The following is a 23,363-nucleotide window of genomic DNA, read 5'->3' as shown; positions in this document are numbered from 1 at the left end:
TCAATATACCTCGAGCGACTGGCGCAGTTTCCTAAAAGAACACAATATGGAAATTAGCATGAGTAGAAAGGGAAACTGTCACGACAACGCCGTTGCTGAGAGTTTTTTCTCGCTGCTCAAGAAAGATAGAGTAAAACGAAGAATCTATAAAACCCGTGAGGAAGCACGCTCTGAGATATTTGAATATATCGAGTACTTCTACAATCCAAAACGGAATCATGGTACTAATGGTGGACTGTCACCGAATGAATACGAAAGACAGTATTATCAGAAGCTTGAAAGTGTATAGAGTTCTGGGGTCTTACCAGTCCCGATTTTTTAGAGAAAAAGAACAAGTATCGTAAAGCAGAGTATTTTTTAAGATTGTTACTTTCGAGCTACGCCATTACCAAGCTTGGTCATAGTGCGTCAGTAATGACAAATAAAAGGTCGCCGATAGTTTGGCCAGCTTGTGTGATAGGTACAATTTCTGAGTGTGATAATTCGGCGATATGTGCGGTTAGCAAAAAAGAAAATTATAAAGGGGTCGGGGTTGACGTTAAGGATGTATTGCCAACAACGTTGACACGAGAAATATGGGCATTTTCAATGAATAAGATGGAAGTGGAGATAATATCTTCACTTAATGTTGACTTTAATGTCGCAATGACAATAGCCATGTCTGCAAAAGACGCTTTTCAGAAATGCTTACGTTCGATGGACAGTAAATATTCGGCAACAGCATATTGTAGATTTAAGAGCGTTGATAGTGATAAGAGAGAATACACACTAGAGAGTGATTTCTGTGAAGATAAGCTACGAGGGCGAGGGAGAAAAGAAGTCAAAGGCCAGTACTATGTGAATGGTGGCAAGGTATACACATTGGTTGCGATTTAAAACTCACCAATTTTTAGGAAAAATGTTGGCGTTCGGTTTTTCTGCATTTTTCTATGTTTTTTACTACGGCTATTGGAAAAATGCCCCGTAATAGGGGCATTTACAATCAAGATTAGTCCTTTGAAATCTCTCTGGCGACATGGTCAGAGCCAATAAGTACGCCTTCTACTTCAAGGTTGATGCCATTCAATGCATCAAACGATAAGCCGTCTTCATAGTCGGTATTTGAATCAGTGAATATGGTTTTGCCCTTTAGCTGGAATGATTGGGCAACAGGGTTAATATCACTGACATACCCTTTGTATTCGAACTCGTAATCGTCCCAATCAAAGTCGAAATCAAAATCATCTTCAAATTCAATTTCTTTTGCGATCGTACGGTTGTTCTTAGAAACGTATTCTACTTCAACCGTGACACCTGTGCGCAGTTGAGATTTGCTACCGTCATCAAATTCGGTAGAAGGCACCACGTCAAATTGTCCACGGTAGTTTACTTCAAAGCGGCTGAAATCGTTAGCAACCCAAGTAACTACACCTTCAATTTCACCTTTACCATTGATGGTATTGAACGTTTTCAGTTTGATTGATTCTGCAACCAATTGGCCAGTAGATTCATTATAGCTGCCAAGAACCTCAGCCCATGCGCCGTTACGTAGCTTTTTAATGTTATTAACTAGCCTTTCATCGAACAATACGGTCAGAGAATTACCCAATTTAAAGGTGTTGTTTTCGAAGTTCACATTAGTAACACGACCTTCAGCTTCAGCCATGCCATTCGCGTCATACTCGAAGCCCACGACAGAAAGCACTTTATAGCCCATGTTTGCCGTTGGTAGCGTTGATACCATCACCCAATCACCATTTTGAATCGTTGGCGACAGGCGAATGAACGTCAGTGGAACACCGCTGACGTTGAAGGTGCCTTGAAGGCGATCGATATTGGTAATCTTACCGGTGAAAGTCGGGTCCAACTCGACACTCGCACTGTTGTTCGCTCGTGCATTGGTGTGAAGGGCAACCATCATATTTGGCACCAGCATATTGCTGTCTAATGGCTTTCCTTGATAAGCGAGAGAACTGACGTCATAGGAATGCGTGTTAACGGTAATGGTTGAGCCTGATACTTGTTCAATTTTGCCTTCTACGGACATAGCTGAAGAAGATGTGGTGGTATTGCTGCTGTCGCCGCCACCGCCGCACGCTGTTAGAGCAAGAGTAAATAATGGAAAAAGCGCGTAACGTTTCATTCAAAAGCCTTATAAAAATGGGGGTGCAAAAAACGCGCGCGGAATGTAGCACGGGAAATGTCTGGATATGCATGGGGAAATGTCAGTGTTCTGTAAACTTGCGATAGTTGTGTGGGCTTATGAACCAAGATCACACTTTGTGTTGCTGGTGACGGATTAAAAAGAAAGCAAAGGCTTATTCTGCCTTTGCTTTTAGGGAATTTGTTTTCCGCGAATTAGCTAACCACTTCTTCTTTCGCTTCTCTGTCAATCCGATGTGCTTTTGCATGTTTAACGGAAGAGACTTCGTCAAGCAAATACAAGATTGAGCGATAGGGAATACCACTGTGGTGCGTTAAACCGATTTCACATGTACGGCTGTTACTGAATCCTCTTTTGCAATCCAGTGGTATTTGCTGTTTTAACGTTAAGGTTGCAGCAGCATTGAGCTCGGGAGTAAAGAATCCTTTATCGCCCGCAAAACCACAGCATTCAATGTGCTCAGGAACAATGACCTGCTTTGCACAGGCGTTCGCCAGGCTAAGCAATGAATCAGAGAGTCCCATTCGACGTGTGCTGCAGGTGATATGCAACATGATGGTTTCATCAACTGGCTCAATATCTAGTTCGCTCAGCAGATATTTAATCACAAACTCCGAGGGCTCATAGACATCGAGAGGGAAGGTAAACTGCTCTTTGCTGATTTTTACACAGGGACTGGTATCCATCAGGATGGGAAGTTTTCCAAGCTCACTGGCCTGCCACAAGGTGGCCTCCAAGCGATAACTTTTCTCTTTACTGAGCGTCTTCATACCTTTGCTGTCGTAGGGCATACCGCAGCATTGCTCTTCGAGCTTTTTCGGAATGATAACCTGATACCCAGCGCGCTCAAGTAGTGACATTGTCACCTCTGTCAACGTTTTCTTGTCCTCACTGGTCACCTCGTTGCCCATATTCCTGCTGGCACACGATGGATAGTAAACGACGCGTTTCGCTTTTCGGGTTTCACTGTTTTTAGGTACGTGATTATTAGCAGAAGGAAAGTCTGGGTGCCACTTTGGGGTCTTACCATTGGATAAGCGTCTTAACCCATTGATGGTTTTATTCAGCGCACTCTCGCCAAGGGTTCTCTGTATGGCGGCATTGGTTTTTAATCCTAGCCTCGTGAGTGCAGTTGTCGTCCCAAAATGGTTCGCACTCCATGTTGCTATCGGCGTAAAGCGTTTGTATTTTTCCGTTCTGACTTGTTTGATGAGGTCGCCCGTGTTGATACCCACAGGGCACCGGTCTGCGCAAAGTCCAGTTGCCGCACAGGTGTCGACACCCAGATAGCTAAATGTTTCTTCAAGCGCATTGTACTTATCATGCTCGTTGCTATGTTTGAGCCGCTGCATTTCCCGGTAAAGCACAATACGCTGGCGGGGAGAAAGCGAAAGGGTTCTTGAAGGGCATACTGCTTCGCAAAACCCGCATTCGATGCAACGATCTATAAGGTCGTCGGCTTTGGGCATAGGCTTTAAATGAGTAATGTGGGCGTCGGGATTGTCGTTAATGATGACGCCAGGGTTGAGTAATCCCTTTGGATCAAACAAAGTTTTAATTTGGCGCATCAGGCGATACGCATCGGCTCCCCATTCCAGTTCGACATAGGGAGCCATGTTTCGACCCGTACCGTGCTCTGCTTTCAATGACCCTTGATATTTCACCGCGACGAGTTGTGCGACTGCGTCCATAAACGAGCCATAACGCTTAACCTCTGTTTGAGATTCAAATCCTTGCGTAAATACGAAGTGAAGATTGCCTTCTAGTGCATGACCAAAAATGATCGCTTCGTGATAGGCAAATTCTTCAAACAGTGCTTGTAGTTCTCGTATCCCCGCGGCCAGTCTATTAACAGGAAATGCGACATCTTCGATAATGACGGTGGTGCCGGCTTCTCGAACTGCACCTACCGCAGGGAACATGCCTTTGCGGATGCCCCAGAGCGTATTTACTGTAGCTGCATCGGACGTGAACATAACCTGATAGGGGATTTCGAATGCTGATATGGACGCCATAATCGATCGGCACTGATGATATAGCGCATCGTCGCTGGCAGCGCGGCTCTCTACGAGCAACGCACAATGTTCTAGTGTTAACGTCGGTATGAAGTCAGGCATGCCAGCCTTATGTGCAACCGATTGCAATGCACGCTCATCCATCATTTCAACGGCTGAAACGGGCGTATCAGAAAGGATCGTCACGGCGTTGGATGCGCTTTCTATGTCATTAAAAACCAGTAGGGCAGAAGCCTTATTGGGATGCTCGATGACCGTGTTGTAGGTAATTGCAGCGATAAACCCCAGCGTTCCTTCAGAGCCCACCATCAAATGTGTCAGAACATCGATAGGATCTTCAAAATCAATCAATGCATTTAACGCATACCCTGTGGTGTTTTTGAGGCGATACTTATGTTGGATCCGTTCGAACAGTGCGGTATCGCTTTTTACTTCCTCACACAGCTGAGAGATTCCCGACAAAAGGGAACGATGACTAACACGAAATTGTGTCACAGAGCCAGGATCGGCGGTATTGAGAATCGTCCCATCGTGCAATACTACGGTCATTGAATCGACGGTTTTGTAAGTGTTTTGGGCGGTACCACAACACATGCCACTGGCGTTATTGGCAGCGATCCCCCCAATTTTGCAGCTATTGATTGAAGCAGGATCCGGCCCTATTTTCCGTTGATACGGTGAAAGATATTTGTTGGCATCCGCGCCTATGACACCAGGTTGAAGGCGAATTTTGGCACCGTCACAACTGACTTCATGGTGGCGCCAGTTGTCTGTCAGGGTTATAAGTACGGAATCTGAAACAGCTTGACCCGATAAGCTTGTCCCTGCGGCTCGGAACGTAAAAGGGATGTTTGCGTTTGAGCATGACTGGATGATAAAGACGATGTCTTCTAAGGTGTTGGCTTGAACAATCAGCTTGGGAATCATGCGGTAAAAACTCGCGTCTGTGCCGTATGCCAACAGCTTTGCTTCGTCATTGATCAATCGCGATGCAGGTATCTGTACTTTAAGCGTGTTGATCAGCGCCAGATACATGTGATTGCTTGGCGTCCCTGTCATCTCTTACTCCTTCACCAAAAAAACAATCAGACGTTTGGGGCCGTGTGCGCCATAGGCCAATGTCTGTTGAATATCTGCAGTCTTGGATGGACCTGAAATTAACAGAAGATTGGTAGGGGGTGTTGTATCCCAACCTGCGCTCGTCCAAAACGGTGTTGTCATTAACTCACTGAAATGCGAGACAATGTCAGACTCCCGTATGATAGCAATGTGAGTGGGAGGGACGAGTGACAAGGATCGAGGTTCTGACTCACCAGTAATGGTTGCAAGTGTTCCCGTGTCCGCTATTCCCGCATTAGCGAAGGTGATACCCGCATCAACCTCGTTAAATAATGATGTTTTGAAGGTTTCAATCGCTTGGTCGTAAACCGCAATGTGTGATTGTAGGCAGCCTTCTTTCAAACGCGATGTCAGCGGGTTATTTTTTCCCAGCAGTATGCGCTTAAAGCCTTCGTGATTGATGCAATGAGAAAGATCGTCATCAAGCGTCTTTTCGCGGGTGTATTGGATTTCTGCATGACTGGCAGAGATTTTTTCAACAAAACGATTGGTGCGTTCGTTGAGGTTTTCAGAATGCCACGCTTGCCATTCAGGTAGCGGCTTGGTTTCTTTTTGTCTTGGCGCAGATTTCAGTTTGGCAAAGATGGCATCACGTGCACGTTGATTTTGAATATTCATTTTTTATCTCCACGATCAGCCAGCTTTTGCTTCAATGACGTTTTTGCCAGTTTTGGTTTTACGCGACATTGTGTCCATCCACCGAGATGCCGAGGGATGAGTCCATTCATCTTTCGCGCGATGTCGAGCGCGTTATGATAAATAGACGGGTGAGTGGCGGCATATGCGAACCCCTTCATTGCGGTTCGTTCAACGATATTGTTGGCGGCATCCTGACCGTCTAATGGTGCGTGTTCGGGTTGTTTCTTGTTTTTGGCTTCCTGACGCAATCGTTGAAGCAATGAAGGGATGGGGATTCTGACTGGACAGACTTCTTCGCATGCACCACACAAACTGGATGCGGTGATGAGATCTTTTGTTTTGTTCAGCCCCATTAAATGGGGGGAAATAATTTTTCCAATGGGACCGGGGTATACGGTGCCATAGGCGTGCCCCCCGATGCGGGTATAAACAGGACAATGGTTCATGCACGCGCCACAACGAATACACTGCAGTGTTTTACGAAGTTCCACGTCGTGATAAGCCTGCGTTCGGCCGTTATCTAGTAAAATTAGGTGTACTTCCTTCGGACCATCAAGTTCACCTTCCTTTCGGGGGCTGGAGATCATATTGAAGTAGGTAGTGATCGTTTGCCCAGTCGCGGAGCGTGTAAGTGCACTGTAAAGAGGGGGAACGTCAGAGAGGAACTCGACCACTTTTTCAATGCCAGTAATGGCAATATGGGTATCCGGAATGGTGGTACACATGCGGCCATTGCCTTCGTTTTCGACAAGGCAAAGCGTTCCCGTTTCCGCCACGGCAAAATTGACACCGGACACGCCAACTTCAGCATCCTGATACGCTTTACGTAACATGCGACGGCCTGTTTGAATCAGAGCATCTACGTCAGTGGTTGGTGTGAAATCTTGAATGTTGTGTTCAAAGGTGTCCGATACCTGTTGTTTGTTTTTGTGAATGGCGGGCATGATGATGTGAGAGGGGGTATCGCCATCAAGTTGCACGATGTATTCGCCCATATCACTCTCTAGGCAGCGAACACTGCGCTTCTCCATATGGTGGTTGAGCTCAATTTCCTCACTGACCATCGATTTCCCTTTCACGACTAAGGTCGTGCGTTTTTCTGTCGCAAGCTCGGCAAAGATGGCGTTCGCGTCTTCCGCGTTTTGTGCCCAATGAACCTGAATGCCATTTCGAAGACACTGTGCTTCGAGTTGTTCCAATAATTCGGGAAGTTTACTCAGGCAACGTTGGCGAATCGCTTCTGCGCGATCTCGTACGGCTTTTTCTTCCGCTTTATTGGGGAAGGCATCTTTTCTCTTCGTGCGCAGGTAATCCATCGCGCCGCGAAAATTCTGACGAAGTTCAGTGTCTGACAGCGCGTTTTTTGCTTGTACATGAATACGCTCAGGGGAGTTATTCATTGGTTTCCTCCTGAAACGCCAATGCGTTCCGCTATGAAGCGCGCGAGGTGACGTCCTTTGAAAGCTTGCCCTTGGTATTCTAGTGCGCCGTTAATGTTCAACATACATCCCCAATCGGCACTGACATATTCTATTGCGCCAGATTCGCGCAAATTCCGAGATTTGTCGTTGACCATGGCTTCGCTGATATTTGGGTGTCTTATGGAAAATGTCCCCCCAAAACCGCAACACTCTTCTTCATAGTTTGCTGAAAGCACGTCAACGTCAGAAAGCTGTTTGAGAAGGTGCGCACTATGGGTATGTACATTCATTTCACGGCGTGCGGCACAGGAAGTGTGGAGGGTTATTTGTGTGGGCTTACCGGTGTCTTTTAGTGCACTGCGACAAACACAACTGAGAAATTCGGTGAATTCAAATACGCGTTCAGCAAACGCCAACGCTTGGTTTTCTTGTGCATGACCATTGAACAGGCGCGGATAATGGTGAACCATCATGCCACCGCAGGAGCCTGAGAGGATCACAATAGGATAAGGTTCTGGGAATAGTGCCATTTGAGACTCTGCGACATGAATGGCTTCTTCGGTGTAGCCAGACGAGTATGCTGGCTGCCCACAGCAGGTTTGTTTGGGAATATAAATGACATCGATTCCTTGGCTTTCTAAGACAGCTATCGCGTCCATACCTGTATCTGGGTCGAAGGCGTCCACCAAGCAGGTTGCATAAAGATAAACCTTGTTAGGTTTTGCAGGATAGAGTCGAGGGGATGGCATACGGCTTCCTTACTAACATTGCACATTAATGATCACGCCGTTTTATTTATTGTTTCTTACTGGGTAATTAGCGTGTTATCAAAAATCATAGGAGGTTGAGATTTGAGAATAAATAGCATTAAATGAAATTATTATTTCCAAAATAGAGATAATTAATGAAAGTAGATGATGCGATACTGTTTGCTGAAGTGGCTGAACAGGGGTCTTTCAAACTGGCTGCTGATAAGCTTGGGTTGGCTAATTCCGTCGTTAGCAAACGTATTCAGAGGCTTGAGAAAGATTTGAGCGTTCAGCTTTTGCATCGGACAACGCGAAAATTATCTCTGACCGAGGCGGGCGCTTCACTCCTACCGACAGCAAAGCGTCTGGCACAACTAAGTATAGATGCTATTGAATCTGTGAATCAGCTCTCGTCAAAAATGAAAGGGCGGTTAGCCGTCTCCGTCCCGACCATCTCTGGCGATTTGCTGCTCGCTGAAACCATCGCGGAATTTGCCAGCCTTTATGAAGGTCTTCGGATTGACGTCACGTTGAGTAATCGATTCGTGGATTTGATTGAAGAGGGGTATGACCTTGCCATACGCACGGGGTATTTAGAAGACTCCAGCTTGGTTGCTCGCCACATTATCGATTCTCAATGGATTGTCTGTGCCTCGCCTGAATATGTTGCGAAGAAGGGACGTCCTGATTCCCCCGATGCGCTCATAAACCATAACTGTCTACATTACACCTACCAAAGTACGGGTGCTGCAGATTGGGAGTTTTTTGCATCGGGCAGTGAAGATAAACGCATCGTGAAAGTATCCGGCAACTTTTCAACAAACAACGCAGCGGCGCTACGTAAGGCTGCGTTGGCGGGGCATGGGATAGTTTATGTTCCGCGTTGTTTGGTGTATCACGATGTTCAGGAGGGCAAGCTCATGGACCTCTTGCCCAAACAGGTTGCTAAAAAGCTCGGGATCTACGCAGTATATCCATATACAAAGCATCCTTCGCCAAAAGTGAAGGCTTTGATCGAGCACATTCGGGAACGATACATTGAAATGGCGTACTACTTTTAGAAAGGAAAACCCTAATAAGAAAAAACCGCCTGACGATAGACGGTTTTTTCTACGAAATGAGGGCTATACCAATTGCCTTGCCATGTCTCGTCCAATGCCTCTGTTATTTTCCAACACATCCAGCAAATCTTCATCCAAGCCGAGCATGCTGTATTCGAGCTGGTGGTTGAGCCACGTTTGTTTGGATTCGTCTGAAGAAAGATTGTCCCAGCTTTCGTCGACTTTACGCGAGAGGTTGATGATAGCCGCGAGTTGAGAGAATTCATCCCCCTGAACAGCAGCATATTGGTGTGAAATAGCCTCAATCAACTTATCAGCAAATTTCCAATTTTTGGCTAGCGCGCCACCGAGTTGCGCACAATCGGTATCAATGACGACACGTTGCGCCTCATCCTTGGATTTTCCTGCCTCGATGTGCAATTCAATTTTCTGGGCTTTATCGGGGTAAACTGTATAAATCAGCAAATCACCAATGTTGTGAAGCATACCCGCGGTGAATGCTTCATTCGGATCGGCTTTCACTTCTTTTGCAATAACTTTGCATAAGGTGGCAACTTCGAAGGTGGTTCCCCAAAATGCGTTAAGGTCAAAACCTTCGATTTTAGGAAATGAACTCATCAGCGCCGACGCCGTTACCAGCGTTCTAATGGGACCTAGCCCAAGGCGTATAACTGCTTCATCTACCGATGCCACGCTTCGGCCTCGACCAAAATGTACGGAGTTTGATAAGCGCAGTACGCGTGCACTAATAACTTGATCTAACCCGATTTTGTCAGAAATCTGCGTCATATCTGAGTCTTCGCTGTTAACCAAGTCCATCAGCTCTTGAACAACTTTTGGTATTTTGGGAAGTTTATCTACGTGAGAGAGTAATGCGTCAGTGGTCATATGCGACTCCGATCTGTGTTCATAAATTAAATATAGAACAGAGTCTCAATTGTGCGTCGGTATTTTTTATGTAAGACATTGACGGGTATAAAAAACCCCGAAGAAATCGGGGTGGTTGTTACATTCATTTTGCTTAGGCAGTTTGGGCAGATAAAAACGCTGATTTTCTGTCATTAAACTTGTCGACTAAAGCTTCTACTGCTGATTGTTCGTACTCACGAAGCCCACTGCACACCATTGTTTTTTTCCCTTCACCGATGACTTTGCCATTTTCTTTAAAACAAAAGGCGAGTGTTACTGTGCCGCGCTTACCAGAAACATCCATGATGGAGTCGGTGAGCTCAACGGTTGGGCATGTAAAGTTCAGGTGATGAAAGTTAAGCTCCATACTTTCGTAGATAACAAGCGGTCTGTCTGGGTTAATCATCATGCCGCTTTGTTCCATTAGAGGAACCATGATGTGCGGAAAGTTCATCCCAGAGAATTTGACATAGTTTTCCGCAACGCACGCTGCGAGGTTTTCATTAACGAGGTTTTCGCCGCTGCGTTCCATCGTGAGGTACAGTTTTCCGTTACCGTCCGTCACTTCGAAGGCGTCTGTATCTGAATTGCGAAACTCAAGCGCGACGTTATCAGAAATCATGCCTGTAAAAGAAACGCGCATTTTTTCGCTAATGCCAGCTTTTGCCAGTAATACTGAGAAGAGCAAATCACCTGGCACGCAGAATCTTTTTGAGTCTTCATCGTGGATTGGGTTAAAGTCGCCGGCGACTAATTTCGCAAAATGACTGGCTTGTTTACGCGTAAAAACTAACTGACCGTTGCTCTGATTAAAGTAATTGTTTAGCTGCATGTTCTTGTTCAGGTGATTGGACACGATATAACTTGGCTCGCATTGTAACTGACTAAATTGAATTTAATGGTCTAGCCAGTTACCGGCAAGAGAATTGCAGGGAAAACGAGGGGCGGGTCTAAGGTCGCTAATGGCAAAATTTACAGAATATGCCCTTGATAGATACGATCAAAGGTCTTGTTTTCCAGACTGGGAACCATTGTTTTTGGGAAAAAGAGCAGTTCGGACAACCTCGCTAAAGGCATCCATACTATGCCTATCTGGTTATGGTCCGGGGACTGGGGTGAAGAGATACACTCAAAGTCTTTGGCTTCAACAAACAACTCGATTTGGTGGAGGTGTTCAGGCAAATAGGTTGTATCCAATAGATCCGCGATGACTTCTCGGACAAACAGTACATCTCCCATGGTTGCTTTACCGCCGGTCTCTTCAAGCAATTCGCGATCAAATGCCTCAGACATCGTCTCGTTATGTTTAATGCCACCACCAGGCAGGATGTACCACAAGCCACGGTCATCTCGATGTTCGGCTAAAAGAATGGAATCATCCTGATAGCACACCGCGCGAACGGATACTCTAAGAGGGTGCATTGTCACGCCAGGATCCTTGTGTATGTTGGGTTATAGTACAAATCTTATTGTGCGGTTTAAACCCATATCGAATAGACAAGCTATTTATGTGTAGAAAAGCGTTTGTTATCGAGAGGCTTAGCCAAATTGGCTTCATAAAACTTGAAGAAATTCTTGCCGTTATTTTTCACAAAGTACATTGCCTCATCGGCCTTTTCAATGAGCACGCTGATGGAACTATGCGTGTCAGGATAGAGGCTAATACCAATACTAGAGCCAACCATTGTGGTCTGTTCGTGCCCAATTTCAATTGGCAAAGATATTTGATGTTGAAGATCTGCTGCAATATCAGACACTGCTGTTTCGTAGCTTGGGTTATAGGAAAAGCCAATGAGAAACTCATCGCCACCCCAGCGCGCAACAACGTCTGAGCCCCTAAAGAACTGTTTGATTCGTTTCGCGACTTCAATAATGACTTTGTCACCTGCATCGTGGCCGTAGGTATCATTAACGTGCTTAAACCCATCAAGGTCTATCATTAATATGGCAAAATTACGTTGCCTTTTCTCCGCATCAATCACGGAGTTTTCTAATTTATTCATTCCAGCTCTTCGATTAAGTAGCATGGTTATTGCGTCGTGTTCTGCTTCGTAAATGATGTTTTGTTCACGCTCAGCACGTTCTGTGATGTCATATACAACTACTTCGAGAAGACTGTCTTCCGGGTTATTAATGTCTTCAACTTTAGAGAAAAGGCAATGTACCCATCGATCCGCTGCACGCACTTTATGGCGTAACTGGACGTCTATCGCACTGAATTGATTGCCAGGTTTTGCCCAGAAATCTTCAATGAATTCTTTCACTTCTATGGGATCAAAGAAATAATCCGTGAAGCTAGTTTTAGTAAATCGCTCTGTATCAACGATGAAGGTTTGACCCAGTAATCGAAGGAGTGCTGGGTTCGCAACGATGAGTTGATTATTTGCATCCAGCAAGCCAATACCGGCACTGGCTCGTTCAAAAATCAGCCTGAATTTTTTAGAAAGATTTTCTGTTTCAGCCCTTAAATCTCGCTCGTTTTCTATCTGATTGTTTACTGCGTCTAATAATCCGTTTATGTCTTTTACGAGAGCACCAATTTCATTGTTTTGGTGAGCCATTGGCACACTTATCCGCGTTGAGTCACCTGGTGTGATCAAGTGAAAGCGATTGGCGATATTCTTCATCGGCTCGGTAAGGATCTTGTTGACGATAAAAAGCGTGAGCAACGCAATGATAACGGAGTAACTTACGAGCACGATGGCTTGCATCTTTGCTAAGGATATTGCGTTGTTTTCGATGTATTGCTGATTGGGGTAAACCAAAAGATCGCCAACGTATTCGGAACTGTCGAACGGCGAGACAATAGGAAAAATAACCGCCGTCTCTGCTTTGTTTATCACATCTCGATTTTCAAACGATGCGGTTAGACCATTTTGGCTGGTTAATCGCGCAGCTGAAATGATGTCATTGGCCTCTAAACCACTGAGAACTTCATTGGCAAGCTCTTTGTTTCCCAAATACAACGCGATAGACGCTGTTTGCTCAACCGTCGTGGTAATTTGTTTTATCTGGCTGCGAGAACGGTCGACCTCGTTATGGTATGAAATATAAAACCATATTAAGGAAGCGATGATCGAAAAAATGATCGCGCCACCGGCAACACCACCGGCGACGCGAATATGGATTTTGTTATTGAGGATCTTCAAATCTAAACACCACTTTCAAACCATCAGCTAAGTTTGACTCTTTGATATAAGCAATGGCACTGCGGTTTTCGCGCACGTAATTAACAACGTCTTGTTCGGAAGGCTTCGCTTGAGGCGGCTCGGCTTTACCGGTGAACAGTAATCTCGCCCAATAAGCATTGATCTGAGCAACGGATTTTCCTACCAGACGATTGTAGAAATCTTCTCTTAGTGGGCTGTTATCTGGCAAGTCCGTCGTGTCCGCTGTTGCGCCATTGGGATAGGCGGTATAACGGCCCATATACAGGTCCATGATTTGCCGAGATGACAATGATTCGATGGGATTGTCTTGGTGAACGACTACAACTAGCCCTGCCTGAGACGTAGAGGCCCAGAACAATGTCAGGTATGTGAGCAGTGCTAATATTAGTTTTTTCATATCAGAACACAAAACTCAGGCTAATCGAGTAGGTATCAATGTGATTCGGAGCGGTTGCACTTAAACCTTGAATGGTCGTCAACCAGCCCCCTGTATGGTTGTTTATCAACCAAGTGCGTTCAATTTGTCCTTTCAATGCTAACTGGGGTGTTATGTCTATTCTCGCCCCAAAACCTAGCGTTTCTTGATCTACAAAACGCGCGTCAATGTTGCTGTTTATGAGTTGATAAGCCTCGGCAATCTGCTGTACAGACATGCCTACAGTAGAAGGGGCTGATAGCTCATAAAGTTCATCGATTGTTTTCGCTTTCGACGCGAAGCCGTAGTAGGTGGTGTTGTCCACCGTATGACCGAGACTGAAATAGCCAGCAGCTAAGTCGGGAAAAAATGGCCAGTCGGTATCGGTGAAACTCAGCTCTGCTTGTGCATTCCATGAGCCTGTCTCATACAATGCCCCGAGTGAGTAATAGGAGATTCGTGAGTCCTTCAGCGTGAAATCAGATTTCAGTTGCGTGGCTTGGGGCCATAAACTGCCAACAATTGGATTACTGTCTATAGCAGCTGTTAAAGCATCAGCAGGCTCGCCGTCGGTTACCTTGGTGGTTGCGGCGACAGCAGAGAAAAGCCATTCTTCTAGCGCATAAGTGAATTTAGAACCGATCATGGGTGACAGTGTCACGTCTTGGGCTTCAAAAATGGTTTCCGTTGTGACTTCGGAACTGCCCGCAAACAGCCTTGCTTCGAATATTCCGTGGCCCATTCTTGTGCTGTAAGCAATGTCTCCACCATCGACAAATGTAACCGGAATAGAGGAGTAGAAGTCTGTTATTGGCTTTGTCCAAAGGTAAGCAAATCCAACATCACGGTACTCGGAAAGCATGTAAATAGGTGTCGCGATGCGACCTGCGCGAATTGTAATGTTATGGGTAGGTCTATAGCGAACAAATGCCCAGCTAATGGACTTGTTGAGGTCGTTGTTAAGCCTATCTTGAGCCACGACTTGAACCACTGCGTCTAGCTCGTCGTTGATTTCCGCGTTGAGTTGTAAACCAAATGAAGAGCCGGGTTTTAGACTCCATTCGTCATAGAGGGCTTCTTTGGTTAGATCATACTTATACCCCAGGTTTTCTGTGCCTGATTTGATAAGACTAACGTTGCCAAAGCCACTGACGCGCAGGTTGTCACTCGCCGATGCAAAACTGCTCGCGAGTAGAGTAAGACACGTTGTTGTAAACAAACCAAGTCGTCGGGGCAGTAACATACATCACTATCAAATTTGGTGCGTTTATTAAATATAAGACATTTTTGGATTTTTACTGGGGAATTCGTCTTGCTCATCCTAATTCGACTATTGTCTAGCATTGCTGGCCTGTTATGCACTTACCAACAATGCTATAAAGGTTATTAAATTAACGAGATAGGAAGCTCTAGATGCAATTTCCCCACAGAAACATTGTGATTTTGACTGGTGCAGGTATTTCCGCTGAATCAGGAATCAGAACATTTCGCGCACAAGACGGTTTGTGGGAAGAGCACCATATCGAAGATGTTGCTACACCTGAAGGTTTTGCCCGAAATCCTGCCTTGGTTCAAACGTTTTACAACCAGCGTAGAAAGCAACTTCAATCAGGTGTGGAGCCCAACGCAGCCCATCTAGCACTCGCGCGACTTGAGAAAGAGTTAGACGGCACAGTTACCATCGTGACGCAGAACATAGATGATCTGCATGAGCGTTCAGGGAGTGAAAACATCATTCACATGCATGGTGAATTATTAAAGGCGCGGTGCAGTAGCTCAAATCAGGTATTGGATTGGAAAGATGACATCATGGTCGATGATATGTGTCATTGCTGCCAGATACCTTCGTCAATGCGCCCACATGTTGTTTGGTTTGGTGAAATGCCAATAGCAATGGACAAAATTCACGACGCATTGATGGAGGCAGACCTATTTATCTCTATCGGTACGTCAGGTGCGGTATATCCGGCTGCAGGGTTTGTCCATGAAGCCTCGATTGGTGGCGCAAGAACAATAGAAGTGAACTTGGAGCCCAGTGCTGTAGAAAGTGAGTTTGACGAGAAACGCTACGGTAAAGCAACCGTGTTAGTCCCTGAATTGGTTGAAGAGCTATTGAATATGGGCAAATAGACCCGCTCTACGATGACATAAAAAAAGCGGCTCAATCGCCGCTTTTTTGTATTTGGAATAACCGAGAGTGTATTACTGACCCGCTTTCAGCTTCTGGAAGTACTCTTCGTAAAGCACGTTCGCTTTTCCAACAGAACATTGCCACTCACCTTTTTCCATCACATCTTGTGGTGGATAAACGCTTGGATCGTCTTTGAACGATTTAGGCAGAAGAGGGTAGGCGGCTTTCACTGGCGTTGGGTAGCCTATCTCAATGGCAAGCTTCGCTGCATTTTCTGGGCGAAGCAAGAAGTCGATCATCTTGTGTGCTGCATCAATGTTTTTCGCGGTTGCAGGGATCGCCAAGCTATCCATCCAAAAAATCGCGCCTTCTTCTGGCCACACGATGTCTACGGGTGCACCTTCGCTACGCGCAATGTATGCAGAACCGTTCCACAGCATGCCTAGTGCAACTTCGCCGGCCATGTAAGGATTTGCTGGGAAGTCAGAGTTGAATACCAGCACATTTGGCATGATTTTCTTCAACTCTTCGTAAGCGGCTTTGATTTCATCTGGATTCTGAGTGTTTGCAGAATAACCCAGCTTGCGCAGTGCAATGTGGAAGAACTCACGAGCGTCATCCATCATCAGCAGTTGACCTTCGTAATCAGGATTCCAAAGATCTGCCCAAGCGTGAACACTGTCTTTTTCGATAATGTCAGTGTTAACACCGATGCCTGTCGCACCCCAAATGTAAGGTATAGAGTAGGTGTTATTTGGGTCGAACGGTTTATTCAGTTGGTTCGGGTCAAGACCATCGAAATGAGTCAACTTACTTTTGTCTAACTTTTGTAGCATGCCTTCATCACGCATCTTCTGTACATAGTACGTGGAAGGAACAACCAGATCATAACCCTCTGGATGTGTCTTCAGCTTCGCGTACATGCTTTCGTTAGATTCGTACGTTGAATAGAAAACTTTGATGCCTGTTTCTTCAGTAAACTCTTCCAGTACTTCTGTTGGGATGTGCTCAGACCAGTTATAGAAATACAGCTCGTTATCAGCAGCCAGTGCAGTATTAGAAAGAAGAGAGACGGCCAGAGAACTGCCCAGCACAAACTTAGACCAGGGTTTCATCGACAACTCCTGCAGTTTTAATTGGTATTGAAAGGTTAGAATAACGGCTGGACAACGCCAGCCGTGACTGAAAAGTGCGACATTATAAAAGGGCAGGCGAGCCTGCCCTCGACAAATTATCGCACCTTATCGCGTGCCAGTAGTTGAGAGAAAATTACCAGTACGAGAGAAACGATAAGCATCAGCGTTGCCAGTGCATTCACTTCGGGAGAGACGCCAACTTTGACCATTGAGTAAATCTTCAATGGCAAGATTTCATAACTCGGCCCTGTAACAAAAGAACTGACGATAACGTCATCCAGAGACAGAGTGAAGCTCAACAGCCAGCCAGCGGCTACCGCAGGCGCTGCAAGTGGCAAAATGATCTTGGTTAGGATTACCCATTCACTTGCTGCCAGATCTTTCGCTGCTTCAAGCATACGTAGGTCAAAGCCATTCAGGCGACTGTATACAGTCACAACCACGAAAGGCAGACAGAAAGTAATGTGTGACAATAACAAGGTCAGGAAGCCAAGTTGTGCACCCAACAAAACAAACAGTGCCAGAAGCGAGATAGCCATCACGATGTCTGGAGACATCATTACGACAAACAGCATACCGTTGACAAATTTCTTGCCACGGAACCGATAGCGATAGAGCGCAACGGCCGTAAGGCTACCGATAATCGCTGCTGCAGTTGCAGAAAATACCGCAATTGTCAGCGAGTTTCCGGCTGCTTGTACCAAGCTGTCATTATTCAGCAGTTGGGTATACCACTTGGTGGTAAAACCCTTCCAATCCATACCGAACTTACTTTCGTTAAATGAGTTAACGATAAGAATGATGATCGGGATGTAAAGGAATGCATAGACCAGCGACATAAAGCTGGTTTTGAAAAAACGACTCATTCCAGCTCTACCTTCTTGTTCATTAGCTTGCCAACACGCCAGTAGGCGAAGAGCATTAGACCCATCAAGACAGTCAACGAAATACTTGCTGCTGAGCCAAATGGCCAGTCGCGTACGTTGAGGATCTGACTCTTGATGACGTTACCAATCAACAGGTTCTTCGCGCCACCCAGAAGGTCGGATACATAGAACATACCCAACGCTGGAAGCAGAACCAAAAGACAGCCAGCAATAATACCTGGCATAGTCAAAGGCAGAATAATTTTGATGAATGCTTGCAGCTTGCTTGCACCCAGATCTTTCGCTGCTTCAAGGTAGCTGTTATCCAGCTTTTCAATGCTTGAGTACAGCGGCAGAATCATAAATGGTAGCAGGATATAAACCAGGCCAATCATCACGGCATATTCGGTGTACATGATACGCAAAGGCTTGTCGATCAAACCCAACGTCAGCAAACCTTCATTAAGTAGCCCACGTGTACCCAAAAAGATTTTTAGGCCGTACGTGCGGATCAAGGAGTTAGTCCAAAACGGAATAATCACCATGAACAACATGATTGGTCGCCATTTCGTTGGCATACGAGCGATGGTGTAAGCGAACGGATAACCGATCAACAAACACAGCATTGTCGCGATGGCAGCCATATAGAAAGAGTGCCAGACGACTTTTGCGTAGAGAGGATCCAACAGCTTGGCATAGTTGCTCAAGGTGAAGGTCATCTCAATCAGATTTGCATCGTCGCGGGTCAGGAAACTGGTGATGATAATCATCATGTTCGGTATAAACACGAACAGCAGCAGCCAACCTACAATAACACCGATAATGGCGTTCTGGAGATTAATCTTCTTCATCAGGCAGTACCACTTCCCAGCTTTCAACCCAGGTAATTGCAACTTTCTGATCCAAAGAGTGGTCAACATCTGGATCGTCTTCGTTGAAGAACTCGCTAACCATCACCGACATGCCTGATTCCAGTTCAAGAACCGAATCCAGCGTCATACCTTTGTAGTTACGTTCACGAACGTAGCCGACGATACCGTTACCTGATTCAGTTGCGCCGATTTCTTCGATACGCAAATCTTCAGGACGCAGTAGCACCTTCACCTTATCGCCAACCGATACATCAAGTTTACAATAAACCTGACATTCACGGCCTTCGACGGTCGCAGTGATACGCTCTTCGTCAATACGTGCAATTACATGTGCGTCAAACACGTTGATCTCACCAATGAATCGCGCAACAAACAAGTTTGCTGGCTCTTCGTAGATCTCACGTGGTGTACCGTCTTGAACAACCTTACCAGCTTTCATCACGATGATACGGTCTGACATTGAAAGGGCTTCTTCCTGATCGTGTGTAACGAAAATGAAGGTAATACCCAGCTTACGCTGAAGCTGTTTAAGCTCCATTTGCATTTGCTTACGAAGCTTGTAGTCCAATGCAGAAAGGGATTCATCAAGCAAAAGCACTTTCGGTTTGTTAACGACGGCACGAGCAATTGCGACACGTTGTTGTTGACCGCCGGAAAGCTGATGAGGTTTGCGAGGTGCAAATTTCTCAAGTTGAACCATGCGAAGTGCTTCCATAACACGCGGTTCGATATCACTTTCGGCAACTTTCTGCATGCGCAGACCAAAAGCAACGTTTTCGAACACAGTCATGTGTGGGAAAAGCGCATAGCTCTGAAAGACGGTATTGACGTGGCGCTGCTCCGCGGGGATTGCGGTTACGTCTTGCTCGTCAAGTATGATGTGGCCATCGTCTGCATCTTCAAGACCTGCAATCAAACGAAGAACTGTGGTCTTGCCACAACCTGACGGACCTAGGATTGTCAAAAACTCGCCGTTGTTAATTTCGAGATCAAAAGAAGAAATGATCTCCTTGCCATCGAAACTCTTACAAAGCCCTTTAAGCTGAACAACGGGTTTTTTCATTGGTTGTGTTGCGTTCAATTCTACTCTCTCTCCTTACACCACGGGCGATTAGCTAGAAAAATTCCCCTAAAAAGTAGACGGCGCATGATAGACGTGCGAACCATGAAGTTAAAGCGTTTTTTTGATTTAACAGTAAAACTTTGCCCAAAAATTCTATTGCTAGCGAGATATGGAGAAACATCGACCAAATCGCCGCGCTGTGAAGCGGCTCGCATAATTCAGCAAGCAAGCGACGGTTAGTATAGCGCCAATACTGTCTGGCTAAAAATGCATCACCGTGAGACGCGCTTAAAAAAATCACCTATAACTTTATAAGTGGTGAACTTTCTTAGGCTAAAGACAAAAGTTAACTTGCTATGAATAAACAACAATTGAGTAACGCACTACATGTTGGTGGCTCCTTAGAAAATGCATTGAGTGGTCAATACAATCTCAGCGCATCCAGTGTGGTTCAAGAGGCCGTTAAGCTGACGCAAAAACACTTCTGGCGATTTCTTCCCGCCACGATAGTTTTAGCTGGGGCGAATCTGGCGATATTTCTGGTGGTGCTTTCCTTGATGGTAGATTCACCGGCGCAGGTGATATCAGCGTTTATCGGGAAAGGCCAGATGACGCCTGAAATGTTAGCCGCAAGTCGAATTGCCTTGTTCGCATCGACGGTTTTAAGTGCACCTCTCTATGCGGGAGCGAGCTTAATGGGACTAAGCCATGCCATTGGATTTAGAACCAAACCGCGCCATATCGTTAAAGGCTTGGCTTATGCGATGACCGTGATCCTCGCGATGAGTTTCATTTCAGCGTTACAAAGTTTTGGTAATCAGATCTTGCCATTGTTAGGCATTTTTCTGGGAATTGCCTTTTCGATGACAATTCTTCTTATCTGTGAGAAAAGACTTCGCCCTGTTGAGGCGATGATCGTTTCTTTTAGAGCGATCACAAAAAAAATGATACCATTGACCCTTGTTTACATCGTCATCGCTGTGCTTTTTCTCTTTTCATATGCCACAGCAGGTATAGCGCTCGTTTGGGCGTTGCCCTTTATGTTCAACGTTAAAGGCGTTCTATATCGTGAGATGTTCGGTGTTGGTATCGAAGTGACCGTGTCACAAGAAGGCGATGATGATTCGTCTTCCGGAGACGGTAATAAAGAGGTTTTTAACGCTTAAATGAAGCTCTCCTTTGCTGTTTTGGCTTCGGCTCTATTGCTTTCCGCGTGTAGCGAAGCACCACATACTCCAGTAACCAATGTTAACCAACTCCAACCGGCTTCACCACCACCAGAACTGGTGCAGAAGCCGGATTTCGCGTCATACAAAATTGTGGACGAAAAGAAACAAGCTTTTGCGGACTTTCTTAAACCGGGTGTTAACTATATTAATGGCCTGATTAAAAACGCGCGCACAAGACTTATTACATTGTCTGCTGAGAAAAACCTTTCGGAAAGTGACAATGAATTCCTTGCAAAAGTAGCGGAGCTATTTAGCCTTCCGTTACCAGAAACAGGTGTAGATCAAGCATGGTTTAAAGAAGCACTGAAACGTGTCGATGTTATACCGATGGATCTAGTGTTAAGCCAAGCGGCGATTGAATCAGGGTGGGGTACATCACGATTCGCTCGCGAAGGTAATAACTACTTTGGTCAGTGGTGTTACACTCAGGGTTGTGGCATGGTGCCAAGTGCACGTAGCTCAGGTAAATTTCACGAAGTCGCCATTTATAAAGACCCGCTTCAATCCATCCGCGCCTATTTTTTGAATGTGAACCGTAACCGTGCCTATTCACAGTTGCGTGATATTCGCGCTGAGCTTAGAAAAGAGCATGAACCTATTTCAGGTACGGCACTTGCGAATGGATTGTTGAATTACTCCTCGCGTGGTCAGGCTTATGTGAACGAAGTTCAAGGCATGATAAGCCACAACCAGAAGTATTGGAGCCAAGGATGATCAAAGGACTTACGGCTGCGCTTATAGCAGCTGTAATTTCAGTGCCAGCGACTGCTGCACAGGTGGAATTAAGATACAGCAAGCTATATTCCCAACTGAAACACAACTATGGTGAAAACCACCCAGATGTGAAGGTTGGTTATTTCCTGATTTCGCCAGAAACGGGAAAAGTTTGCGAAATTACCAAAGCATGGATGATTAAAAAGCAACATTCGGAATTTTTTGTTATTCCGCCATCTCAAGAGCTTCCTCTTCCTATTGATAACCATCTCCGTCAAGTTAATCCGGATGTGTTCATCGAAACGATGGGCGATGCGGTCTGTGATGTTTCTTTTCAGGTTTTGGCGAAAGAATCATTCAACGAGGAAATGAGCGCTGAAGAAATTCAAAACCTTGTTCCTCAAATGACGGCAATGATGAAAGACTTAGGTGGCATGTTTGCATCTTGGTTCATGCCTGAAGTGGAAGGTGTGATGGTGCATTTTGCGGAGCCAGTGTCATCGCTTTCAACTTCTGAAGGTAGAAGTATCAACGTTGATGGTAAGGTAGCGATAATTCGTGTGGATGAACTCAAACAAGGTGAGAAAATCGCGTTTACAAAAACGCCACTCAAAGTAACGCCTTGGATCCCACAGAGTTAGCGTTAAGTGCTTCCTGTCCCATACAAAAAGCCCGCTTCAAATGCGGGCTTTTTTAATGCTAATTGATTAGCTTATTTGAACAACATCCAGTTTCAACGTTGGGTCGAATTCAACTACATCATCTTCTGATGGGGAGACGTCCGAGAACTGTTCTTTGTCGAATGCAGTATCACCGCCGTTAATCACGCCTGATTGTTTGTCGATGCTTTTGAAGTCAAACAAGTTAAAATCTGCAAGATGCGAAGGCACAACGTTCTGCATTGCCGTAAACATAGTTTCAATTCGACCAGGGAAACGCTTGTCCCAATCACGTAGCATTTCCTTAATGACCTGACGCTGTAGGTTTGGCTGCGAACCACACAAGTTACATGGAATGATCGGGAACTCAGCAGCTTGTGCATAACGTTCAATGTCTTTTTCACGACAATAGGCCAGTGGGCGGATAACAACGTGTTCACCGTTGTCTGATACCAGCTTAGGTGGCATGCCTTTCATTTTTCCGCCGTAGAAAATATTCAGGAATAAGGTTTCCAAAATGTCATCTCGGTGGTGACCCAATGCAATTTTGGTCGCGCCAAGTTCTTTTGCAGTACGGTACAAAATACCGCGACGCAGACGAGAACATAATGAGCACGTGGTTTTACCTTCTGGCACTTTGTCTTTTACGATTGAATAGGTGTCTTCTTCGACAATTTTGTATTCAACACCCAGGCTTTCAAGATACTCAGGCAGTACATGACCAGGGAAGCCAGGCTGCTTCTGGTCAAGGTTAACGGCAATTAATTCGAAAGAGACAGGAGCGCTCTTTTGCAGGCTTTGCAAAATTTCCAGCATGGTGTAGCTGTCTTTACCACCGCTTAGACAAACCATGATGCGGTCGCCATCTTCAATCATGTTGAAGTCAGCAATAGCTTGGCCAACGTTACGACGGATACGTTTTTGCAACTTATTTTGATTGTACTTTTGTGCTTTAGTGAGATCTTGATTCGACATGGTATTACTCAGTGCCTCTGATGTTTCTCTACGCGATCGAGCCATTCAATGGCGTCTAGCACATCATTCCTCGATGC

Annotated in this window: 23 protein-coding genes; 7 read left to right on the top strand and 16 right to left on the bottom strand. The window is 45.5% G+C overall.

The features are described from left to right. Together B5D35_RS14740 and B5D35_RS14735 are read left to right on the top strand one after the other, a co-directional pair. Window positions 1-289: IS3 family transposase (locus B5D35_RS14740; RefSeq protein ID WP_139367773.1), on the top strand; the 289-nt coding region annotated here is incomplete at its 5' end. A gap of 125 nt (window positions 290-414) precedes the next feature. After that, window positions 415-876, top strand: a complete 462-nt coding sequence (locus tag B5D35_RS14735) for a hypothetical protein (RefSeq protein ID WP_078753314.1) — start codon at window positions 415-417, stop codon at window positions 874-876. 112 nt (window positions 877-988) lie between these two features. On the opposite strand, the gene B5D35_RS14730 is transcribed toward B5D35_RS14735, so the two are convergent. From B5D35_RS14730 to B5D35_RS14710, 5 genes are all read right to left on the bottom strand, one after another. Continuing rightward, window positions 989-2,122 carry a DUF5666 domain-containing protein gene (locus tag B5D35_RS14730; protein WP_078753313.1) on the bottom strand — a complete coding sequence of 378 codons (1,134 nt, stop codon included), beginning with the start codon at window positions 2,120-2,122 and terminating at the stop codon, window positions 989-991. A gap of 215 nt (window positions 2,123-2,337) precedes the next feature. After that, window positions 2,338-5,217, bottom strand: coding sequence for an FAD-binding and (Fe-S)-binding domain-containing protein (locus B5D35_RS14725; RefSeq protein ID WP_078753312.1), 2,880 nt, complete (start codon window positions 5,215-5,217; stop codon window positions 2,338-2,340). A gap of 3 nt (window positions 5,218-5,220) precedes the next feature. After that, window positions 5,221-5,895 carry a LutC/YkgG family protein gene (locus B5D35_RS14720; protein ID WP_078753311.1) on the bottom strand — a complete coding sequence of 225 codons (675 nt, stop codon included), beginning with the start codon at window positions 5,893-5,895 and terminating at the stop codon, window positions 5,221-5,223. After that, a complete protein-coding gene (locus B5D35_RS14715) occupies window positions 5,892-7,316 on the bottom strand; it encodes a LutB/LldF family L-lactate oxidation iron-sulfur protein (protein ID WP_078753310.1) in 1,425 nt (474 codons plus the stop codon). The genes B5D35_RS14720 and B5D35_RS14715 overlap by 4 nt, the downstream gene beginning before the upstream one ends. After that, on the bottom strand, window positions 7,313-8,086 hold the full coding sequence (locus B5D35_RS14710) for a (Fe-S)-binding protein (protein ID WP_078753309.1): 774 nt from the start codon (window positions 8,084-8,086) through the stop codon (window positions 7,313-7,315). Before B5D35_RS14710 ends, B5D35_RS14715 begins: the two co-directional genes overlap by 4 nt. Window positions 8,087-8,241: 155 nt before the next feature. Between B5D35_RS14710 and B5D35_RS14705 the strand changes: the two genes are divergently transcribed. After that, window positions 8,242-9,147, top strand: coding sequence for a LysR family transcriptional regulator (locus tag B5D35_RS14705; RefSeq protein ID WP_078753308.1), 906 nt, complete (start codon window positions 8,242-8,244; stop codon window positions 9,145-9,147). A gap of 63 nt (window positions 9,148-9,210) precedes the next feature. Here B5D35_RS14705 and B5D35_RS14700 read toward each other — a convergent pair whose 3' ends face one another. The 6 genes from B5D35_RS14700 to B5D35_RS14675 all read right to left on the bottom strand — a co-directional run bounded on the left by B5D35_RS14700 (window position 9,211) and on the right by B5D35_RS14675 (window position 14,884). Further along, window positions 9,211-10,035 (bottom strand): HDOD domain-containing protein, encoded by an 825-nt coding sequence (locus B5D35_RS14700; RefSeq protein WP_078753307.1) that lies wholly within the window; start codon window positions 10,033-10,035, stop codon window positions 9,211-9,213. A gap of 133 nt (window positions 10,036-10,168) precedes the next feature. Beyond that, window positions 10,169-10,888, bottom strand: coding sequence for a DUF3581 family protein (locus B5D35_RS14695; protein WP_078753306.1), 720 nt, complete (start codon window positions 10,886-10,888; stop codon window positions 10,169-10,171). A 140-nt stretch (window positions 10,889-11,028) separates the two neighbouring features. Beyond that, complete coding sequence (locus B5D35_RS14690; protein ID WP_078753305.1) at window positions 11,029-11,478, bottom strand: NUDIX domain-containing protein; 450 nt, start codon at window positions 11,476-11,478, stop codon at window positions 11,029-11,031. An 80-nt stretch (window positions 11,479-11,558) separates the two neighbouring features. Then, entirely contained in the window at window positions 11,559-13,205 is a 1,647-nt protein-coding gene (locus tag B5D35_RS14685) for a diguanylate cyclase domain-containing protein (protein ID WP_078753304.1), read from the bottom strand. Beyond that, entirely contained in the window at window positions 13,189-13,623 is a 435-nt protein-coding gene (locus B5D35_RS14680; RefSeq protein ID WP_244556618.1) for a type 2 periplasmic-binding domain-containing protein, read from the bottom strand. Before B5D35_RS14680 ends, B5D35_RS14685 begins: the two co-directional genes overlap by 17 nt. Before the next feature lies 1 nt (window position 13,624). Then, the gene (locus B5D35_RS14675) at window positions 13,625-14,884 is read right to left on the bottom strand and encodes a porin (RefSeq protein ID WP_078753303.1); all 1,260 of its coding nucleotides are present in this window, start codon (window positions 14,882-14,884) and stop codon (window positions 13,625-13,627) included. A gap of 170 nt (window positions 14,885-15,054) precedes the next feature. Here B5D35_RS14675 and cobB point away from each other — a divergent pair, with 170 nt between their 5' ends. Next, window positions 15,055-15,771: a Sir2 family NAD+-dependent deacetylase gene (gene cobB / locus B5D35_RS14670; protein ID WP_078753302.1), complete on the top strand. Its 717-nt coding sequence runs from the start codon at window positions 15,055-15,057 to the stop codon at window positions 15,769-15,771. 72 nt (window positions 15,772-15,843) lie between these two features. On the opposite strand, the gene B5D35_RS14665 is transcribed toward cobB, so the two are convergent. From B5D35_RS14665 to potA, 4 genes are all read right to left on the bottom strand, one after another. Beyond that, window positions 15,844-16,887, bottom strand: coding sequence for an extracellular solute-binding protein (locus tag B5D35_RS14665; RefSeq protein ID WP_078753301.1), 1,044 nt, complete (start codon window positions 16,885-16,887; stop codon window positions 15,844-15,846). 116 nt (window positions 16,888-17,003) lie between these two features. Further along, a complete protein-coding gene (gene potC, locus B5D35_RS14660; RefSeq protein ID WP_078753300.1) occupies window positions 17,004-17,774 on the bottom strand; it encodes a spermidine/putrescine ABC transporter permease PotC in 771 nt (256 codons plus the stop codon). Then, complete coding sequence (gene potB, locus B5D35_RS14655; RefSeq protein WP_170915187.1) at window positions 17,771-18,628, bottom strand: spermidine/putrescine ABC transporter permease PotB; 858 nt, start codon at window positions 18,626-18,628, stop codon at window positions 17,771-17,773. The genes potC and potB overlap by 4 nt, the downstream gene beginning before the upstream one ends. Then, window positions 18,612-19,709 carry a spermidine/putrescine ABC transporter ATP-binding protein PotA gene (gene potA, locus B5D35_RS14650; RefSeq protein WP_425291240.1) on the bottom strand — a complete coding sequence of 366 codons (1,098 nt, stop codon included), beginning with the start codon at window positions 19,707-19,709 and terminating at the stop codon, window positions 18,612-18,614. The genes potB and potA overlap by 17 nt, the downstream gene beginning before the upstream one ends. 356 nt (window positions 19,710-20,065) lie before the next feature. On the opposite strand from potA, the gene B5D35_RS14645 reads away from it, so the two are divergent. The 3 genes from B5D35_RS14645 to B5D35_RS14635 are packed head-to-tail and all read left to right on the top strand — an operon-like array spanning window position 20,066 to window position 22,293. After that, the gene (locus tag B5D35_RS14645) at window positions 20,066-20,875 is read left to right on the top strand and encodes a DUF2189 domain-containing protein (protein WP_078753297.1); all 810 of its coding nucleotides are present in this window, start codon (window positions 20,066-20,068) and stop codon (window positions 20,873-20,875) included. Further along, window positions 20,876-21,652 carry a glucosaminidase domain-containing protein gene (locus B5D35_RS14640; protein WP_078753296.1) on the top strand — a complete coding sequence of 259 codons (777 nt, stop codon included), beginning with the start codon at window positions 20,876-20,878 and terminating at the stop codon, window positions 21,650-21,652. It begins immediately after the preceding gene. After that, complete coding sequence (locus B5D35_RS14635; protein ID WP_078753295.1) at window positions 21,649-22,293, top strand: DUF2987 domain-containing protein; 645 nt, start codon at window positions 21,649-21,651, stop codon at window positions 22,291-22,293. Before B5D35_RS14640 ends, B5D35_RS14635 begins: the two co-directional genes overlap by 4 nt. 66 nt (window positions 22,294-22,359) lie before the next feature. Here the strand turns inward: B5D35_RS14635 and ttcA are convergent, their stop codons facing one another. After that, window positions 22,360-23,286 carry a tRNA 2-thiocytidine(32) synthetase TtcA gene (gene ttcA, locus B5D35_RS14630; RefSeq protein ID WP_078753315.1) on the bottom strand — a complete coding sequence of 309 codons (927 nt, stop codon included), beginning with the start codon at window positions 23,284-23,286 and terminating at the stop codon, window positions 22,360-22,362. Window positions 23,287-23,363: the final 77 nt, after the last annotated feature.

This window comes from Enterovibrio nigricans DSM 22720 (assembly GCF_900167155.1).
Taxonomy (GTDB): Bacteria; Pseudomonadota; Gammaproteobacteria; order Enterobacterales; family Vibrionaceae; genus Enterovibrio; species Enterovibrio nigricans.
The sequence above is the reverse complement of the archived record's forward strand: the minus strand, read 5'-3'. Positions and strand labels throughout refer to the sequence as shown.

Excerpts from the sequence above, each read along its gene's own strand:
- B5D35_RS14720 (WP_078753311.1), bottom strand. The coding sequence starts at position 5,895 with ATGAATATTCAAAATCAACGTGCACGTGATGCCATCTTTGCCAAACTG.
- B5D35_RS14635 (WP_078753295.1), top strand. The coding sequence starts at position 21,649 with ATGATCAAAGGACTTACGGCTGCGCTTATAGCAGCTGTAATTTCAGTG.
- B5D35_RS14725 (WP_078753312.1), bottom strand. The coding sequence starts at position 5,217 with ATGACAGGGACGCCAAGCAATCACATGTATCTGGCGCTGATCAACACG.
- B5D35_RS14705 (WP_078753308.1), top strand. The coding sequence starts at position 8,242 with ATGAAAGTAGATGATGCGATACTGTTTGCTGAAGTGGCTGAACAGGGG.
- B5D35_RS14680 (WP_244556618.1), bottom strand. The coding sequence starts at position 13,623 with ATGAAAAAACTAATATTAGCACTGCTCACATACCTGACATTGTTCTGG.
- B5D35_RS14715 (WP_078753310.1), bottom strand. The coding sequence starts at position 7,316 with ATGAATAACTCCCCTGAGCGTATTCATGTACAAGCAAAAAACGCGCTG.
- B5D35_RS14735 (WP_078753314.1), top strand. The coding sequence starts at position 415 with ATGACAAATAAAAGGTCGCCGATAGTTTGGCCAGCTTGTGTGATAGGT.
- B5D35_RS14730 (WP_078753313.1), bottom strand. The coding sequence starts at position 2,122 with ATGAAACGTTACGCGCTTTTTCCATTATTTACTCTTGCTCTAACAGCG.
- B5D35_RS14700 (WP_078753307.1), bottom strand. The coding sequence starts at position 10,035 with ATGACCACTGACGCATTACTCTCTCACGTAGATAAACTTCCCAAAATA.
- ttcA (WP_078753315.1), bottom strand. The coding sequence starts at position 23,286 with ATGTCGAATCAAGATCTCACTAAAGCACAAAAGTACAATCAAAATAAG.
- potC (WP_078753300.1), bottom strand. The coding sequence starts at position 17,774 with ATGAGTCGTTTTTTCAAAACCAGCTTTATGTCGCTGGTCTATGCATTC.
- B5D35_RS14665 (WP_078753301.1), bottom strand. The coding sequence starts at position 16,887 with ATGAAACCCTGGTCTAAGTTTGTGCTGGGCAGTTCTCTGGCCGTCTCT.
- B5D35_RS14645 (WP_078753297.1), top strand. The coding sequence starts at position 20,066 with ATGAATAAACAACAATTGAGTAACGCACTACATGTTGGTGGCTCCTTA.
- B5D35_RS14690 (WP_078753305.1), bottom strand. The coding sequence starts at position 11,478 with ATGCACCCTCTTAGAGTATCCGTTCGCGCGGTGTGCTATCAGGATGAT.
- B5D35_RS14640 (WP_078753296.1), top strand. The coding sequence starts at position 20,876 with ATGAAGCTCTCCTTTGCTGTTTTGGCTTCGGCTCTATTGCTTTCCGCG.
- cobB (WP_078753302.1), top strand. The coding sequence starts at position 15,055 with ATGCAATTTCCCCACAGAAACATTGTGATTTTGACTGGTGCAGGTATT.
- B5D35_RS14710 (WP_078753309.1), bottom strand. The coding sequence starts at position 8,086 with ATGCCATCCCCTCGACTCTATCCTGCAAAACCTAACAAGGTTTATCTT.
- B5D35_RS14675 (WP_078753303.1), bottom strand. The coding sequence starts at position 14,884 with ATGTTACTGCCCCGACGACTTGGTTTGTTTACAACAACGTGTCTTACT.
- B5D35_RS14695 (WP_078753306.1), bottom strand. The coding sequence starts at position 10,888 with ATGCAGCTAAACAATTACTTTAATCAGAGCAACGGTCAGTTAGTTTTT.
- potA (WP_425291240.1), bottom strand. The coding sequence starts at position 19,709 with ATGAAAAAACCCGTTGTTCAGCTTAAAGGGCTTTGTAAGAGTTTCGAT.